The sequence below is a fragment of the Ectopseudomonas oleovorans genome, from assembly GCF_029845265.1.
GTDB classification, from domain to species: domain Bacteria; phylum Pseudomonadota; class Gammaproteobacteria; order Pseudomonadales; family Pseudomonadaceae; genus Aquipseudomonas; species Aquipseudomonas oleovorans.
Genome location: NZ_JAOCLK010000026.1, coordinates 22,045 through 39,619, shown reverse-complemented (window position 1 = coordinate 39,619; position 17,575 = coordinate 22,045). Strand labels below are relative to the sequence as shown.

General features: G+C 64.8%; 15 protein-coding genes. 7 read left to right on the top strand and 8 right to left on the bottom strand.

Features of this window, described 5'->3' with window-relative positions; all coding sequences use genetic code 11:
• Positions 1–83: 83 nt before the first annotated feature.
• The 4 genes from N5J71_RS14280 to phhA form a co-directional block, all read right to left on the bottom strand.
• Positions 84–1,340: an MFS transporter gene (locus N5J71_RS14280; RefSeq protein ID WP_279917111.1), complete on the bottom strand. Its 1,257-nt coding sequence runs from the start codon at positions 1,338–1,340 to the stop codon at positions 84–86.
• 203 nt (positions 1,341–1,543) lie between these two features.
• Positions 1,544–2,740 (bottom strand): amino acid aminotransferase, encoded by a 1,197-nt coding sequence (locus tag N5J71_RS14275; RefSeq protein WP_279917110.1) that lies wholly within the window; start codon positions 2,738–2,740, stop codon positions 1,544–1,546.
• Positions 2,737–3,090: a 4a-hydroxytetrahydrobiopterin dehydratase gene (locus N5J71_RS14270; RefSeq protein ID WP_279917109.1), complete on the bottom strand. Its 354-nt coding sequence runs from the start codon at positions 3,088–3,090 to the stop codon at positions 2,737–2,739. Before N5J71_RS14270 ends, N5J71_RS14275 begins: the two co-directional genes overlap by 4 nt.
• 342 nt (positions 3,091–3,432) lie before the next feature.
• A complete protein-coding gene (gene phhA, locus N5J71_RS14265) occupies positions 3,433–4,218 on the bottom strand; it encodes a phenylalanine 4-monooxygenase (protein ID WP_279917108.1) in 786 nt (261 codons plus the stop codon).
• A 256-nt stretch (positions 4,219–4,474) separates the two neighbouring features.
• Here phhA and N5J71_RS14260 point away from each other — a divergent pair, with 256 nt between their 5' ends.
• Positions 4,475–6,028, top strand: a complete 1,554-nt coding sequence (locus N5J71_RS14260) for a sigma-54-dependent transcriptional regulator (RefSeq protein ID WP_279917107.1) — start codon at positions 4,475–4,477, stop codon at positions 6,026–6,028.
• Between the two features lie 86 nt (positions 6,029–6,114).
• Here the strand turns inward: N5J71_RS14260 and N5J71_RS14255 are convergent, their stop codons facing one another.
• Positions 6,115–6,669, bottom strand: a complete 555-nt coding sequence (locus tag N5J71_RS14255; protein WP_279917106.1) for a nucleoside deaminase — start codon at positions 6,667–6,669, stop codon at positions 6,115–6,117.
• Positions 6,670–7,039: 370 nt separating this feature from the next.
• Positions 7,040–7,927 (bottom strand): LysR family transcriptional regulator, encoded by an 888-nt coding sequence (locus tag N5J71_RS14250; protein WP_279917105.1) that lies wholly within the window; start codon positions 7,925–7,927, stop codon positions 7,040–7,042.
• A gap of 200 nt (positions 7,928–8,127) precedes the next feature.
• On the opposite strand from N5J71_RS14250, the gene N5J71_RS14245 reads away from it, so the two are divergent.
• The 6 genes from N5J71_RS14245 (at position 8,128) to N5J71_RS14220 (ending at position 14,885) form a co-directional block, all read left to right on the top strand.
• A complete protein-coding gene (locus N5J71_RS14245; protein ID WP_279917104.1) occupies positions 8,128–8,955 on the top strand; it encodes an HTD2 family dehydratase in 828 nt (275 codons plus the stop codon).
• A gap of 129 nt (positions 8,956–9,084) precedes the next feature.
• Positions 9,085–10,248, top strand: coding sequence for an acyl-CoA dehydrogenase family protein (locus N5J71_RS14240; protein WP_104727584.1), 1,164 nt, complete (start codon positions 9,085–9,087; stop codon positions 10,246–10,248).
• A gap of 10 nt (positions 10,249–10,258) precedes the next feature.
• Entirely contained in the window at positions 10,259–11,611 is a 1,353-nt protein-coding gene (locus N5J71_RS14235; protein WP_279917103.1) for an MmgE/PrpD family protein, read from the top strand.
• Between the two features lie 14 nt (positions 11,612–11,625).
• Entirely contained in the window at positions 11,626–12,828 is a 1,203-nt protein-coding gene (locus N5J71_RS14230; RefSeq protein ID WP_279917102.1) for a CaiB/BaiF CoA transferase family protein, read from the top strand.
• Positions 12,829–12,937: 109 nt separating this feature from the next.
• The gene (locus tag N5J71_RS14225; RefSeq protein WP_003462158.1) at positions 12,938–13,759 is read left to right on the top strand and encodes an HpcH/HpaI aldolase/citrate lyase family protein; all 822 of its coding nucleotides are present in this window, start codon (positions 12,938–12,940) and stop codon (positions 13,757–13,759) included.
• 130 nt (positions 13,760–13,889) lie between these two features.
• Entirely contained in the window at positions 13,890–14,885 is a 996-nt protein-coding gene (locus N5J71_RS14220) for a TRAP transporter substrate-binding protein (RefSeq protein ID WP_279917101.1), read from the top strand.
• A 378-nt stretch (positions 14,886–15,263) separates the two neighbouring features.
• Here N5J71_RS14220 and N5J71_RS14215 read toward each other — a convergent pair whose 3' ends face one another.
• Together N5J71_RS14215 and N5J71_RS14210 are read right to left on the bottom strand one after the other, a co-directional pair.
• A complete protein-coding gene (locus tag N5J71_RS14215; RefSeq protein ID WP_279917100.1) occupies positions 15,264–16,199 on the bottom strand; it encodes a hydroxymethylglutaryl-CoA lyase in 936 nt (311 codons plus the stop codon).
• A gap of 157 nt (positions 16,200–16,356) precedes the next feature.
• Positions 16,357–17,559 carry a CaiB/BaiF CoA transferase family protein gene (locus tag N5J71_RS14210; RefSeq protein WP_279917099.1) on the bottom strand — a complete coding sequence of 401 codons (1,203 nt, stop codon included), beginning with the start codon at positions 17,557–17,559 and terminating at the stop codon, positions 16,357–16,359.
• Between the last annotated feature and the right edge of the window lie 16 nt (positions 17,560–17,575).

The following is a 17,575-nucleotide window of genomic DNA, read 5'->3' as shown; positions in this document are numbered from 1 at the left end:
CTCGGTGGCGAGCGGCCGACGGGCCGGGTTTCTGGCTGCTTGGGGTAGGCTCGGGGCCTTGCCGAAACAGCCGGTTCACATCTTCAGGACGCTGGGTTCAGGTCGTCCTCCATCTGTTCGTGCGGCGGCGCATCGGGCATCAGCTCCAATACCGTGGGGCTGGTGCGCAGCATGGGCGTGAAGTGCGCAGCGTCGCCGCTGACCAGATCGCTGACATGGCGCAGCCGGTAAAAGGTGTAGGCGGCCAGCAGGCCGAGGGTGCAAGCGAAGTACAGCGGCAGCGCGCTGGCGCCCAACTGCTCCATCAGCAGACCGGCCAATAGCGGGCCGCACACCGAGCCGATGCCATTGACCATCAGCAAGCTGGCGGAGCCGGAGAGGATCTCGTCGCTGTGCAACTGGTCGATCAGTTGTGCGACGGCGATGGGGTAGATGGCGAAAGCCAGGCCGCCCCAGATGAAGATGGCGCCGAGCAGCAGTGGGCCGGCCGGCAGCAGGCTCATGATCAGCGCCAGGGCGACTGCCAGTATCACCACCCAGAGCAGTACCTGGCGCCGGTCGTGGCGATCCGAGTAGATACCGATGGGCCATTGCAGCAGGGCGCCACCGAGAATGGTCGCGGTCATCAGCAGACCGACGCCGGAGGTATCGAAGCCGGCCAGACTGGCGTAGACCGGCGCCATGCCCCAGAAGCCGCCCATGGCAAGGCCGGAGAGGCCGGCTGCGACTATCGCCAGCGGCGCAATATTCCACAGTTGGCGCAGGTTGCTCGGCGGTGTCTCGGGCAGGCTCGGCTGTGCCTGGCGGGTCAGGGTGATGGGCATCAGCGCGGCGCTAATGAGGATGGCAGCGATGGCGAAGAGGGTGAATTGCACCGGGTCGGCCAGGTGCAGCAGTTGCTGAGCCAGGGCCAGGGCGCCGAGGTTGACCGCCATGTACAGGGCGAACACCTGGCCGCGCTTCTCGTTGGGTGCCTGGGCGTTGAGCCAGCTCTCGATGACCATGTACAGCGTCACCAGCGCCAGACCGTAGAGCACACGCAGCAGCAGCCAGACCCACGGATCGATCAGCAGCAGATGGAGCAGGGCGGCAATGGCAGCCAGGGCGGCGCAGCAGGCGAACGCGCGGATATGTCCGATGCGTCGAATCAGCGGAGTCGCCAGCCAGGTGCCGAGGAGGAACCCGACGAAGTACCCGGACATGATCAGGCCGAGCATCGTGGTGGAGTAGCCTTCGGCGACGCCACGCAGGGTCAGGAGGGTGTTGAGTAGACCATTGCCGAGCAGGAGCAGAGCCACGCCGCTCAGCAACGAGCTGATGGGGGCAATGAGAGACAACATGCAAACTACCCTAGGGAACTATGCCGCTGATGGCAAGCATGAAGCAGGCCAGTGCTTCCCTGGATAACTATTTAAGTATCTGATTTATATGATTTATTTTTACCGATAAACGGTCTTTGAATATTTTCTGACCGTTTTGCTGCGCGGCTTTAGGGCGCCGAAACCTGTGCCTGCACCGATCTCGGCGCCTCGCTCTGGCTATGTCAGAGACTGACTTGGGCGATGGCGCTGGCCAATTGGTCGAGCCGTGTGGCGTCCAGTCCGGCGACGTTGGCGCGGCCACTGCCGACCATGTACACGCTGAATTCCTCGCGCAGACGTTTGACCTGCAGCGGCGACAAACCGGTGTAGGAGAACATGCCACGCTGCTCGGCGATGTGCGCGAAACGCTCGCTCAGGCCGTGTGGCGCCAGTGCCTCGACCAGGCCACGGCGCAGGCTGGCAACGCGCAGGCGCATACCCTCCAGCTCGTCCTGCCACAGGCGCTTCAGTTCATCGTCACCGAGGATCTGCGCCACCACCGCCGCACCGTGAGCCGGCGGCGTCGACCACAGGTTGCGGGCGATGAAGGCCAGCTGACTGCGGATGTCGACGAGCTTTTCGGCGGCGCTGGCGCAGACGATCAGTGCTCCGGTGCGCTCGCGATACAGGCCGAAATTCTTCGAGCAGGAGCTGGTGATCAGCAACTCCGGCAGCTCGGCGGCGAACAGGCGCACGGCCCAGGCATCTTCTTCCAGGCCATCGCCAAAGCCCTGGTAGGCGAAGTCGATCAGCGGCAGCAGTTCACGCGCCTTGACCACCTCCAGCACGCGTTTCCAGTCGCGCGGAGCGAGGTCGAAGCCGGTGGGATTGTGGCAACAGGCGTGCAGCAGCACCACGTCGCCCTTGGGCAGATGGGTGAGGGCGGCGATCATGGCCTCCACGTCGAGGCGGTTATCGGCGCCGACATAGGCGTAGTGACCGACCTTGAGGCCGGCCTCGGCGAACAGGGTTTCGTGGATCGGCCAGGTCGGGTCGCTCAGCCAGATACCGCGCCCCGGCAGGCAGTGGCGGATGAAGTCGCCCGCCAGGCGCAGCGCGCCGGTACCACCGGGTGTCTGCGTTGCGCCGGCGCGCTGCTCGGTCAGCAACGGCGAGTTGGCTCCCAGCACCAGCTGACTCAGCAGTGGGCCGAATGCCGCGTCGCCGTGGCCGCCGATGTAGGTCTTGGTTTGTTCGTCGTCGATCAGGCGCTGCTCGGCGAGTTTCACCGCGTGGGGGATTGGCGTCAGCCCCTGGGCGTCCTTGTAGACGCCGACGCCAAGGTCCAGACGCGCCGGGTTGCTGTCGAGGCGATAGGCTTCCATCAGGCTGAGGATGGGATCACCCGGTACGCGGGCGATCTGGGCGAAATGCTTCACTTGCGGCCCTCGGCGCTGGCGGCCAGTACGTCAGTGCGTGCGGCCATGATGAAGTCGTTGCGGTGCAGGCCGCGCATCTCGTGGCTCCACCAGGTGACGGTGACCTTGCCCCATTCGGTGAGCAGGGCCGGGTGGTGGCCGACTTCCTCGGCGATGGCGCCAACGGCGTTGGTGAAGGCCAGGGCATGGCGAAAGTTCTTGAACAGGTACATGCGCTCCAGCTCCATATGGTCGCCGCGTACCTCGATGTTCCAGTCGGGGATCTCGCGGATCAGCTCGGCCAGTTCTTCATCGGTCACTTTCGGCGCATCGGCGCGGCAGGCTTCGCATTGGTTTTGGGCAAGGCTCATTGGGGTTCTCCTGGGTAAACAATGTAATGACAGTAGTTGATCATCGAGTGTAGGAGCCGCGCCCTCGCGGCGAATCGCGGGGGCAACGCCGATAAGAGAGTCAGGCCACAATCGTTTCGCGCCGGGGGCGGCGTTCCTACAGGGCGATGCATCGCACCAAGGTGTAGGAGCCGCGCCCCGCGGCGAATCGAGCGGGCAACGCCAATGATGGAGTAAGGCCGCAATCGTTTCGCGCCGGGGCGGCGCTCCTACAGGATGTTGGATTGCACCATCGTGTAGGAGCCGCGCCCCCGCGGCGAATTGATAGGGCAACGCCATTTGTTGGTAATGGGCCGTCACGGTCTACGCGGCTTTCGGCGGAAATTTCGGTGCGTGCAGACCCAACTGCATGGCCTGCTGCACCAGCGCCATGATGTCTTCCTGAGCCAGCTCGAACAGGCGCTTGAGCTCGGGCAGGACGAAGTACACCGGCTGCAGGATATCGATGCGATACGGCGTGCGCATCGCTTCCAGCGCATCGAAAGGCTGGTGCTCGGGCATGTCGGACAGGGCGTAGAGGGTTTCCTTCGGCGAGGACAGGATACCGCCGCCGTAGATGCGTCGGCCCTGGGGAGTGTCGAGCAGGCCGAACTCGATGGTCAGCCAGTACAGCCGCGCCAGGTAGATACGCTGCTCTTTCGTGGCCTTGAGACCGAGCTTGCCGTAGGTGTGGGTGAATTCGGCGAACCAGGGGTTGGTCAGCAGCGGGCAGTGGCCGAAGATCTCGTGGAAGATGTCCGGTTCCTTCAGGTAGTCCAGCTCCTCGGGTGTGCGGATGAAGGTGGCCACCGGAAACTGCTTGCTGGCCAGCAGTTCGAAGAAGGTCTGGAACGGGATCAGTGCCGGTACCCGCGCCACTCGCCAGCCGGTGCTGGCTTCGAGCACACGGTTGATCTCGCCGAGCTGCGGAATGCGCTCCAGCGGCAGGCCGAGCTGCTCGATACCGTCCAGGTATTCCTGGCAGGCGCGATTCTCGATCACCTCCAGCTGGCGGGTGATCAGGGTATTCCATACCTGATGCTCGCTTTCCGGGTAATGGATAAAGCCACTCTCGTCCGGTTCCCGGGCCAGGTAATGCGTACTCTTCATCGCTGCTTCCTTCAGGGGGCTGTTGTTCTTGTCTTGGACACAGATTTACCCCGCCTGCGCGCTCGAAGGCAGGTCTTGAGCAACATCGCAGCGCAGTCGCTGAAAGAGAAATTGTAAAGATTTGATTACGATCAGGCCGAAGTGGCCATTTATCGCCTTGTCGTTATGCTTGGGTGTCACATATTCTTGACGGAAATTATGCCGCTCAGTCGAATTTCCGGGTGGCCCCATAACAAGAAAACCAAGAGCCCGAGCCATGCGTATCAAGGTCCATTGCCAGAACCGTGTCGGCATTCTGCGTGACATCCTCAACCTGCTGGTCGACTACGGCATCAACGTCGCCCGGGGCGAAGTCGGTGGCGAGCAGGGCAACGCCATCTATCTGCACTGCCCGAATCTGATCAATCTTCAGTTCCAGTCGCTCAGGCCGAAGTTCGAGGCCATTGCCGGCGTATTCGGCGTCAAGCGTGTGGGTCTGATGCCCAGCGAGCGGCGTCATCTGGAGCTCAATGCGCTGCTCGGTGCGCTGGACTTTCCGGTGCTGTCCATCGACATGGCCGGCAGCATCGTCGCCGCCAACCGCAGCGCCGCGCAGTTGCTCGGCGTGCGTGTGGACGAGGTGCCGGGCATGGCGTTATCGCGCTACGCCGAGGATTTCGATCTGCCCGAACTGGTGCGCGCCAACAAGACGCGGATCAACGGCTTGCGGGTGAAGATCAAGGGCGATGTGTTCCTCGCCGATATCGCGCCGCTGCAGAATGAGCACGACGACAGCGAGGCACTGGCCGGCGCCGTGCTGACCCTGCATCGCGCCGACCGCGTTGGCGAGCGTATCTATCATGTGCGCAAGCAGGAACTGCGTGGCTTCGACTCGATCTTCCAGAGCTCGAAGGTCATGGCCGCGGTGGTCAAGGAAGCGCGGCGCATGGCGCCGCTGGATGCGCCGCTGCTGATCGAGGGCGAAACCGGTACGGGCAAGGAGTTGCTGGCGCGCGCCTGTCATCTGGCCAGTCCGCGTGGGCAGTCGCCTTTCATGGCGCTCAATTGCGCCGGGTTGCCCGAATCCATGGCCGAAACCGAGCTGTTTGGCTACGGCCCCGGCGCCTTCGAGGGCGCGCGTCCGGAAGGCAAGCTCGGTCTGCTGGAGCTGACTGCTGGCGGCTCGCTGTTTCTCGATGGCGTCGGCGAGATGAGCCCGCGCCTGCAGGCCAAGCTGCTGCGCTTTCTGCAGGACGGCTGCTTCCGCCGTGTCGGTAGCGACGAAGAGGTTTATCTGGACGTGCGGGTGATCTGCGCGACGCAGGTCGACCTATCCGAGCTCTGCGCCCGAGGCGAGTTCCGCCAGGATCTCTATCACCGCCTCAACGTGCTCAGCCTGCACATCCCGCCGTTGCGCGAGTGCCTCGACGGGCTGGAGCCGCTGGTCGAGCACTTTCTCGATTCCGCCAGCCGACAGATCGGCTGTGCGTTGCCCAAGCTGGCGCCACAGGCCTTCGAACGCATGGCCCATTACCACTGGCCGGGCAACGTGCGGCAGCTGGAGAACGTGCTGTTTCAGGCGGTTTCGCTATGCGATGGTGGCACGGTGAAGGCCGAACACATTCGCCTGCCGGATTACGGCGCGCCGCAGCCGCTCGGTGAATTTTCGGTCGACGGCAGCCTCGACGATATTCTCGGGCGCTTCGAGAAGGCGGTGCTGGAGCGCTTGTTCCGCGATCATCCGAGCAGCCGCCAGCTGGGCAAGCGTCTCGGTGTTTCCCATACCACCATCGCCAACAAGCTACGGCAGCACGGGTTGGGCAAGGACTAGGCGTAGGGGGCGCCGCGCGCACCCATGCTCCGCTGGCCCTGGCTGATGCCTGCAGTTTTCGGTGCGCACGGCGCACCCTACGGTTTTCAACGACTGCCGCGCCAGGCCTGTATTACGCGTTGTCGGAGTACCTGCCGATCCTGCAGGCGATCGATCATTCGCTCGGCCAGGTCGAGCCAGTAGGGATCGACCTTGGCCTGCACCATGCACGCACCCGAGGCAAGATTGGCCCAGGCCGGAGGCAGGCGGCCGTGACGCAGGGCGAAGCCGCCGTCACGGTCGCGTGCCAGGTAGCGTACGCGGGGGATGCCGGCCAGCAGGATACGGCCGTAGCACATCAGGCAGGGTTCGAGGCTGACGTAGAGGGTCAGACCTCGGCGGTCGACTTGCGCATGTTCGCTTTCGAGCTGGTCGAGCACCTGCATCTCGGCGTGGGCGGCGCTGGCGTAGGCCGGGGCGAACACCTGATTTCGACCGTTGCACAGCAGTTCACCTGCGCCATCCACCAACAAGGCGCCGACCGCATAACAGCCTTCCTCGACTGCCTGCAGGGCCTGTTCGCAACAGAGCCTGGCCCAGGTGTCATCGGCATGAGTGCTGGCTGGCGCCTGCTGCAACAGGGCGAGGTGTTCCGGGTGCATGCGTGCCTCCAAGGCCAAAAAGGCGTCTCGGGAGTATGGCTTGCCATGTGACTGGTGCCCTAGGGTCTGTACGAAAAGTCGTCGAGCGAAGGTCAGGCAAGGCAAAAACAGGCGAAGAGGCGGAGTTTACGAGCTGTAAATGAGCATTCTGAGCCTGTTTTTAACGCAGCATCACCGAGCGCAGGCACTTTTCGTACAGACACTACGACCTTGGTGCAATAGGCAGGGCAAGGGGCTGCGGCGACACTGAGCACGTCCCGATCATCCTGCGTGATTTGGGTGCAAGCGTTTCCGCATTCCTTTCGAGGAATGCCTTGAATGGGCGGGCGACCAATTGGTCGCCCTTTTTTTGCCCGGAATTTCGCCGGCGCTAGACGCCCTGGTTCAGCCGGTCGATCAGCGCGCGTACGCTGCCCGGCAGCGCATCCAGCTCACGGACCAGCATGCTGCGCTCGCGCACCGCCCAGGCTTCGTCCAGTTGCAGGATGGCCAGTTGCATGGTGCGGCTGTGCCGGCGTGCGGCCGACTCGGGAATGATGCCGATGCCGACGCCGCCTTCGATCATCCGGCAGATCGCCTCGAAGCTCGATACCTGGATACGCAGGGCCAGGTTGCCGCCGAGTTTCTCCACCTGTTCACGCAAAAAACTCAGCAGCGTACTGCCCTCGTGCAGGCCGATGTGCTGGTAGGCGAGGGTGTCGTTGAAGCTCACCGATTGCCGCCGCGCCAGCGCATGGCCCAGGGGTACGGCCAGCACCAGGCGGTCGGTGCTGAAGTGCAGCACCTGCAGCCCCGGCGCCTGCACCGGGCCGGCGATAATGCCCAGATCCGCCGCGCCATCGAGTACGCCACGAACTATGTCGCGGCTGAGGCGCTCCTGCAGGTCGACGGTGACCCCGGGGCGTTCGGCGAGAAAACCGGCCAGCACCTCGGGGAGAAACTCGGTCACTGCCGTGGTATTGGCGAAGATGCGGATATGCCCGGCGGCGTCGGTGCCGTATTCGGTGAATTCGCTTTTCAGGTAATCCACCTGGCGCATGATCAGCCGCGCATGCTGCAGCAGGCGTTGACCGGCCGGGGTCAGCTCGACGCCACGGCTGTCGCGATACAGCAGGCGGCTGCCGAGCTGGCTTTCCAGTGATTTGATCCGCGCGCTGGCGGCGGCCGGCGAAAGGAAGGCTTTGCGCGCGCCCTGGGTCAGGCTGGGGGACTCGGCGATATGGATGAACAGGCGCAGGTCGGGCAGATCGAAATGCATGGTGGCCATTTCCTGAGGTCATTCGTAGGAGCCTGCTTGCGGGCGATCACTGGCGATCTGTAAAGCATCGCCCGCAAGCGGGCTCCTACAGGATTCGTGTTAAGCATATCCGAACGCTGGTTTAAATAAATGCGGATTCTCTGAACGCATGCGGCATCGCATGCTCCAGCTCACACAAGAACCGAGCTGGAACCTGCCCCATGAGTGATTCTGCTTTTTCCGCCTGGATCGGTCGTAGTGAAGAAGTCCACGACCAACTCAGCCGCAACCTGGTCAAGCGCATCGCCGCCACCTTTGGCGAAGCCACACCGGCCCATGGCGAGGCGCTGCCGCCGCTGTGGCACTGGGCGTTTTTTCAAGAGCCGGTCGCCGAGAACGGTCTGGGCGAGGACGGCCATCCGGCGCGTGGTGGCTTCCTGCCGCCGGCCGACAACCGCAACCGCATGTGGGCCGGCGGCCGTATCGAGTTCATCCAGCCACTGCGGGTGGGTGGCGAAGCCAGCCGGGTATCGACCATCAAGCACATCGAGGAAAAGCACGGCCGCACCGGCGCGCTGCTGTTCGTCACCGTGCAGCACGACTACCTGCAGGACGGCCAACTGGCCATCCGCGAGGAGCAGGACATCGTCTACCGCGAGCCCAGCCCGCCCAAGGCCAGCAGCGGCGAGCCTCTGGTCGCTGGCGACTGGCGCGAGGCGGTCACGCCGTCCAGCACCCTGCTGTTTCGCTACAGCGCGGTGACCTTCAACGGCCACCGCATCCACTACGACTGGCCCTATGTCACCGAAAGCGAAGGCTACAGCGGCCTGGTGGTGCATGGCCCGCTGATTGCCACCCTGAACCTGCGCGCCTTCTGCCGCGCCAACCCGCAGGCGCGCCTGCGGCATTTCGCCTATCGCGGCCTGCGTCCGTTGATCGCACCGAACCCCTTCGAGGTGGGTGGGCGCATCAGTGGCGATGGCCATGCCGAGCTGTGGGCGGGTAACGAAGCCGGCCTGGCGCAGCGCGCCGAGGTGCAATTCGACTGATTTCTGACGGCAAACACTGATCCGTAGGAGCCCGGCGGGCGGCTAGCTCTTGCGGGCGATCAAAAACGAAGAGCATCGCCCGCAAGCGGGCTCCTACATAGCAAATAGCGCACGACCCGAGGGCGACTGATGAACCACAACAATAACGAAGAACTCAACGCGATCCGTGAAGGCGTGCGCGCACTCTGTGCGGAATTCCCGGCCGAATACTGGCGCAAGATCGATGAGGAGAAGGGCTTCCCGGAAGCCTTCGTCACGGCCATGACTGAAGCCGGCTGGCTGTCGGCGATGATCCCGGAAGAGTACGGCGGCTCGGGTCTGGGCCTGGCCGAGGCCTCGGTGATTCTCGAGGAGGTCAACCACTGCGGCGGCAACTCCGGCACCATCCACGGGCAGATGTACAACATGTTCACCCTGCTGCGTAACGGCAGCGAGGAGCAGAAGCGCCACTACCTGCCGAAGTTGGCCAGCGGCGAGCTGCGCCTGCAGTCGATGGGCGTCACCGAGCCGACCACCGGCACCGACACCACCAAGATCAAGACCACCGCCGTGCGCCAAGGCGACAAGTATGTGATCAACGGCCAGAAGGTGTGGATCTCGCGCGTGCAGCATTCCGATCTGATGATCCTGCTGGCGCGTACCACGCCGCTGGCCGAGGTGCAGCGCAAGTCCGAAGGCATGTCGATCTTCCTGGTCGACCTGCGCGAGGCCATCGGCAACGGCCTGACCGTGCAGCCGATCGCCAACATGGTCAACCACGAGACCAACGAGCTGTTCTTCGACAACCTGGAGATTCCCGCCAGCAGCCTGATCGGCGAAGAGGGCAAGGGTTTCCGCTACATCCTCGACGGCCTCAATGCCGAGCGCACGCTGATCGCTGCCGAGTGCATCGGCGATGGCCGTTGGTTCATCGAGAAGTCCGCGCAATATGCCCGCGATCGTGTGGTGTTCGGCCGGCCCATCGGCCAGAACCAGGGCGTGCAATTTCCCATCGCCGAGGCGCACATCGAGATCGAGGCCGCCGACCTGATGCGCTGGCGCGCCTGCGAGGAATACGACGCCGGGCGCAACGCTGGGGCAGCGGCGAACATGGCCAAGTACCTGGCGGCCAAGGCCAGCTGGGAGGCGGCCAACGCCTGCCTGCAGACCCATGGCGGCTTCGGTTTCGCCAACGAATACGACGTCGAGCGCAAGTTCCGCGAAACCCGCCTGTACCAGGTGGCGCCGATCTCCACCAACCTGATCCTGAGCTACGTGGCCGAGCATTTGCTCGAGCTGCCGCGTTCGTTCTGAGGCCGCGACCATGAGCAAGCACACTCAACAACTGGCCGCGTTCCTTGCCGAACTGTCCTACGAGCAGATTCCCGAGCACGTACTGGACCGCACTGAAGACCTGTTCCTCGACTGGCTCGGTTCGGCCCTGGCCAGCGAGGGCGCGCGGCCGATCCCGCTGTTCGAGGCCTATGCGCAGAAGATGGGCCCGGCCGATGGCCCCGCGCGCATCCTGGTCAATGGCCGTGGCACCTCGGCGTACTTCGCCGCGCTGGTCAACGGTGCGTCGTCTCATCTGGTGGAGCAGGACGACCTGCACAACAGCTCGGTGCTGCACCCGGCCACCGTGGTCTTCCCGGCCGCTTTGGCGGCGGCGCAGGACCTGGGCAAGTCCGGCCGCGAACTGCTGCTGGCCTCGGTGGCCGGCTACGAGGCGGGCATTCGCATCGGCGAATTCCTCGGTCGCTCGCATTACCGCATCTTCCACACCACGGCCACGGTGGGCACCCTGGCCGCTGCCGTGGCGGTGGGCAAGCTGCTGGACTTCGACCAGCAGCAGTTCATCCACCTGCTCGGTAATGCCGGTACCCAGGCCGCCGGGCTGTGGGAATTCCTGCGCGACGCCGCCGATTCCAAGCAGCTGCACACCGCCAAGGCGGCCGCCGATGGCCTGCTGGCCGCGTACCTCACCGAGCAGGGCCTGACCGGCGCGCAGAACATCCTCGAAGGCGAGCAGGGCATGGCCGCCGGCATGTCCCGCGATGCCGACCCAAGCAAGCTGTCGGACCGTCTCGGCCGGCGCTGGGCGCTGGTGGAAACCTCGTTCAAGTTTCACGCCTCCTGCCGCCACACCCATCCGGCGGCTGACGCGCTGCTCGACCTGATGCAGCGCGAAGGTTTGCGCCACCAGCAGATCGAGCGCGTCATCGCCCGCGTGCATCAGGGCGCCATCGATGTGCTCGGCCGCGTGACCGTGCCGCAGACCGTGCACCAGGCCAAGTTCTCCATGGGCACCGTGCTCGGCCTGATCGCCGTGCATGGCAGCGCGCAACTGACCGAGTTCGCCAACCTGGCCCTGCAGGACCCGGCCGTGGCCGCCTTCCGCGACAAGGTGCAGATGCGCCTGGACCCAGAGGTGGATGTGGCTTACCCGCAGCGCTGGCTGGGCCGCGTCGAGGTTCTCACCACCGATGGTCGCACTCTGCGTGGCGCCATCGACGAGCCCAAGGGCGACCCCGGCAACACCCTCAGCCGCGCCGAGCTGGAAGACAAGTTCCGTCGCCTGCTGGCTTTCGCTGGCCAGCGCAGCAGCGATGAGGCCGGCGTGCTGATCGAGCGGGTCTGGCGCCTGCGCCAGACCGACGACCTGAGCCAGTTGGCCTGACCGAGGACATGGACATGAACAACGCACAACAACCACGGCCACTGGATGGCATCACCGTGGTCAGCCTGGAGCACGCCATCGCCGCGCCGTTCTGCACCCGTCAACTCGCCGATCTCGGTGCGCGGGTGATCAAGGTCGAGCGCCCTGGCAGCGGCGATTTCGCCCGTGGCTATGACGAGCGCGTCAGCGGCCTGGCCTCGCATTTCGTCTGGACCAACCGCTCCAAGGAAAGCCTGACCCTCGACCTCAAGCAGGACGAGGCCACACAAGTGCTCGACAGCCTGCTGGTCAAGGCCGACGTGCTGGTGCAGAACCTCGCGCCCGGCGCTGCCGCGCGCATGGGGCTGTCATTCGAGGCGTTGCACCAACGCTTTCCCCAACTGATCGTCTGCGACATCTCCGGCTACGGCGAGGGCGGCCCGTACGAGCAGAAGAAGGCCTACGACTTGCTGATCCAGAGCGAGGGCGGCTTTCTCTCCGTCACCGGCGGGCCAGGCGAGGAGGAGATGGCCAAGGCCGGCTGCTCCATCGCCGATATCGCCGCCGGCATGTACGCCTACACCGGCGTGCTCTCGGCATTGATGCTGCGCGGCAAGACCGGCGTCGGCAGCCGCGTCGACGTGTCGATGCTGGAAAGCCTGGTGGAGTGGATGGGCTACCCGCTGTACTACGCCTACGACGGCGCCACGCCGCCGCCGCGCGCCGGCGCCGCGCACTCGACCATCTACCCCTACGGCCCGTTCCCGGCCGGCGACGGCGGCACGGTGATGCTCGGCCTGCAGAACGAGCGTGAGTGGCAGGCGTTCTGCGCCAAGGTGCTGGAGCAGCCGGAGCTGGCTGGCGACGAGCGCTTCTCGGCCAACTTCAAGCGCTCGGCCAACCGCGCCGAACTGCGTGCGCTGATCGTCGAAGCCTTCTCGCGCATGAGCACGGCGCAGGTCATCGAGCGCCTGGAGCTGGCGCAGATCGCCAATGCCCAGGTCAACGACATGGCTGGCGTCTGGGCTCACCCGCAACTCGAAGCGCGCCAGCGTTGGCGCCAGGTCGACAGCCCCAGCGGCAGCCTGCCGGCGCTGTTGCCGCCGGGGCGCAACAGCGCCTTCGAACCGCGCATGGATGCCATCCCGGCGTTGGGCCAGCACACCGATGCGTTGCTCGTCGAGCTGGGTTATGCCGCTGGCGATATCCAGCGCCTGCATGAACAGGGGGCGGTATGAACTCGCCTGTTTGCGGATTCAATCCGGTTGCGTGTCGTTGCGTAGGGTGCGCTGTGCGCACCGATGAATCCAGAAGCTGGTGCGCACGGCGCACCCTACGGGGCAAGGTATGAATTCACAGATCATTCGCAGCGCCCTGTTCGTGCCGGCGAGCCGCCCGGAGCGCATCCCCAAGGCGCTCGCCGTCGGTGCCGACGCGGTCATCGTCGACCTGGAAGACGCCGTGCAGGAGAGCCTCAAGGTCGAGGCCCGCGCCCATCTCGATGGCTTTCTCACCGCCAATCCAGAGGCTCGCTTGCTGGTGCGCATCAACGCGCCAGAGCATGCCGGCCATGGCGCCGATATCGAACTGTGCGGCCGTCATGCCGGTGTCATCGGCGTGCTGCTGCCCAAGGTGGAAAGTGCTGCGCAGGTGGCGCGTGTGGCGGCCTGCGGCAAGCCGGTGTGGCCGATCATCGAGAGTGCAGCGGGGCTGCTGGCGCTGGCGGAGATCGCCCGCAGCGAAGGCGTCGAGCGCCTGTCCTTCGGCGCCCTTGACCTGGGGCTGGACCTGGGCCTGAGCAGCGGCAGCGCCGCGGCCGAACGCATCCTCGACCAGGCCCGTTATGCCTTGCTGCTGCATTCGCGCACGGCCGGCCTGGCCGCACCGCTCGACAGCGTATTTCCCGCCATCGAGGACCGCGACGGCCTTGCCCGCACGACGCGCGATGCCCGCGACATGGGCTTCGACGGTTTGCTCTGCATCCACCCGACTCAGGTGGCGCTCGTCCACGACGCCTTGCGCCCGACCGACCAGGAATTGGCCTGGGCGCGCCGGGTGATGACGGCAGCCAGCCGCGGCGACGGAGTCTTCGTGGTCGACGGCCAGATGGTCGACGCTCCCGTACTCGGTCGCGCTCGTCGTCTGCTGCAACGCGCAGGAGAACCGTAGGAGCCCGCTTGCGGGCGATGCTTATCAGCCGATCGCCGGCAAGCCGGCTCCTACAAAAAACGGCTGGCTGCCAAGGCAGTCAGCCACCTTGTAACCACGTACCAACCTACAAAAACAATGAGGTAACGTCATGTTCAAACTCACCGCCAAGGCGCTCGCCTGCGCCGCCATTATGTCCTGTGCAGGCCTGGCTCAGGCTGCCGATGCGCCCATCCTGATCAAGTTCGCCCATGTGGTGGCAGACAACACACCCAAGGGGCAGGGCGCGCTGCTGTTCAAACAACTGGCCGAAGAGCGCCTGCCAGGCCGGGTGAAGGTAGAGGTCTACCCCAACTCGTCGCTGTTTGGCGACGGCAAGGAAATGGAGGCGCTGCTGCTCGGCGACGTGCAGATGCTGGCGCCGTCGCTGGCCAAGTTCGAGCAGTACGCCAAACCGATGCAGATCTTCGACCTGCCATTTCTGTTCGACAACATGGAGGCGGTCGATCGCTTCCAGGCCAGCCCGGAGGGTCGTGGGCTGCTGACCTCAATGGAAGACAAGAACATCACCGGCCTGGCTTACTGGCACAACGGCCTGAAGGTGATGTCGGCCAACAAGCCGCTGCGTGATCCGGCCGATGCCCGTGGCCTGAAATTCCGTGTGCAGGCGTCGGCGGTGCTCGAGGAGCAGTTCAAGGCGGTGCGCGCCAACCCGCGCAAGATGAGTTTTGCCGAGGTCTATCAGGGCCTGCAGACCGGCGTGGTCAACGGCACCGAGAACACCTGGTCGAACTACTACAGCCAGAAGGTGCACGAGGTGCAGAAGTACATGACCGAGTCCGATCATGGCCTGATCGACTACATGGTGATTACCAACACCAAGTTCTGGAAGGGTCTGCCGGATGACGTGCGCAGTGAGCTGGAAACCATCATGGCCGAGGTTTCCGTCGAGGTGAACAAGCAGGCTGATGAACTCAACCGCACGGCCAAGCAAGACATCGCCAAGGCTGGCACCACCGAGATCATCGAGCTGACCCCGCAGCAGCGCGCCGAATGGCGTGAGGCGATGCGCCCGGTATGGCAGAAGTTCGAGAAGGAGATCGGTGCCGAGCTGATCCAGGCGGCGGAGAAGTCCAACCAGGGCTGAGTGTTCCCTCTGGCATGAAAACGCCCGGCTTGTGCCGGGCGTTTTCATGTCGAATGAGGGCGTCGCGGCTAAAGCCCCTCCCACATTATTTTGTCAGCCCCTGACCGCAATTGGCTGTTGCAACTCGGCGCAGACCCTAACGCCGCGACGGTGTGACCTCATTACCCGTGTAGGAGCTCCGCCTCGGGGCGAAGCGATTGCAGCCATTGAGTGACTTCAGCGTTGGCCATGGCATTCGTCGCGGGGCGCGACTCCCACGATAAGCATCAACTCCGTGCTTTTGGGCTTAGCCTTCGGGGGCAGGCGATGAAAGTGGTATGCAGACGGACCGACGCTATCTTGTGGGAGGGGCTTTAGCCGCGATTTGGTAGCCGAACCTCAGAGCCCGGCCTCCTGCATCCACTTCGGCTTGGGATAGCGGCGATCGGATTTGCCCGCCTTGAGGATGGCGCCCGGCACCTCGTGGCCGATCAGGTCGGGCAGGGTGGCGGCGGCGTCGAGCAGGGCATCGAGGTTCACGCCGGTGTCCAGGCCCATGCGCTGGAACATGTGCACCAGATCCTCGGTGCAGATATTGCCGCTGGCACCCGGCGCGTAGGGGCAGCCACCGAGGCCGCCGAGCGAGGCGTCGAAGCGGTCGATGCCAGCATTCAGCGCCGCCAGTGCATTGGCCAGGCCCATGCCACGGGTGTTGTGAAAATGCGCGGTAAATACTGCTTCGGGCCAGCGCTGCAGGGCCTCGCGGCAGATACGCTCGACCTGTGCCGGGTCGGCCATGCCGGTGGTGTCGCACAGGGTCACGCCCTGTACGCCGATCTCCAGCAGACGCTCGGTCAGTTCATATACGCGCGTCTCGGGCACCTCGCCCTCGAAGGGGCAGCCGAAGGTGGTCGACAGCGAGGTGTTGATGAGCACGCCGCTGCCACGCGTCACCTCGATGATCTCGGCGAACTGCGCCAGCGACTGCTCCGGCGTCATGCGCAGGTTGGCCAGGCCGTGGGTGTCACTGGCCGACATCACCAGGTTGATCTCATCCACCTCGCACGACAGCGCGCGTTCGCAGCCCTTCACGTTGGGCACCAGCACGGTGTACTCCACGCCAGCCACGCGCTGGATGCCGCGCATCACCTCTTCGGCATCGCGCAGGTTGGGGATGGCTTTGGGCGAGGTGAAGGAGGTGACCTCGATCTTGGCCAGGCCGGTGTGGGACAGGCGGTCGATCAGGGCGATCTTGTCTTCGGTGGGGACAAAGGAGGCTTCGATCTGGAAGCCATCGCGAGTGGCGACGTCCTGGATGTAAAGGCGTTTGTTCATATCGTGTCCTGTTAGTGATCGTTCCCACGTCGAGGCGTCGAACCGTCCGCGTGGGAATGCATCTTGGGACGCTCTGCGTCCCGCTATCCACGGCGGAAGCGGAGCGTCTGGGGCTTGGCTCCCACGCGGAGCGTGGGAGCCATCGATATCCACCTACTCAGATAATCCCGCGCTCTCGCAGTCCTGCGACCTGTTCCGCGCTCAGGCCGAGGCCTTCGAGGATGTCGTCGTTGTGCTCTCCGAGCTGCGGGCCTCCGGTGCCGATACGGCCTGGCGTGCGGCTGAGCTTGGGTAGTACGCCCGGCACCTTGAGCGGGCCGACGCTGGTCTGCACCTGCTCGATCATCTGTCGCGCCAGGTAGTGCGGGTCCTGCACGATATCGGCGGCGGTGTAGGGATAGCCGGCCGGCACGCGCGCCCCCTTGAGCGCTTCGATCACTTCATCGCGGCCACGCTGGGCGGTCCATTCGGCGATGGCGCCGTCAATCAGCTCGGCATGCTGGCTGCGTCCGTCGTTCTGCGCCAGGCGCGGGTCGTTGCCCAGGTCGTCACGGCCGATCAGGCTCATCAGGCGCTTGTAGATGCTGTCGCCATTGCCGGCGATCAGCACGTAGCTGCCGTCGTTGCAGGGGTAGGAGTTGGACGGCGTGATGCCGGGCAGGGCGCTGCCGGCCGGCTCGCGGACGTAGCCGAAGGCGTCGTATTCGGGGATCAGGCTTTCCATCATGGCGAATACCGACTCGTACAGTGCCACGTCGATTTCCTGGCCTTCGCCGCTGCGCGCACGCTCCTGCAGGGCCAGCAGCACGCCAATCACACCGTACAGCGAGGACAGCGAGTCGCCGATGCTGATGCCCACGCGCACCGGTGCCTGGCCGGGGTAGCCGGAAAGGTGGCGCAGGCCGCCCATGGCTTCGCCGATCACGCCGAAGCCGGGCAGGTCGCGGTAGGGGCCGGTCTGCCCGTAGCCGGAGATGCGCAGCATGATCAGCCGCGGGTTGATCGCTTTCAGCGCCTCGTAGCTCAGGCCCCAGCCTTCCAGCGTGCCGGGGCGGAAGTTCTCCACCAGCACGTCGGCCTCACTCACCAACTTACGCACGATCTCCTGGGCTTCGGTTTGCTTCAGGTCGAGGGTCAGCGAGCGCTTGTTGCGCGACTGCACGTGCCACCAGAGCGAGGTGCCGTCCTTGATCTTGCGCCACTTGCGCAGCGGGTCGCCGACGCCCGGCGGCTCGATCTTGATCACGTCGGCGCCGAATTCGCCGAGCAGCTTGCTGGCGAAAGGGCCGGCGATGAGCTGGCCCATCTCGATCACCTTCAGCCCCTGCAGGGCCATGTTGCGGGTGTTGCTCTGAGTCATGGCTGCACCTGATTTG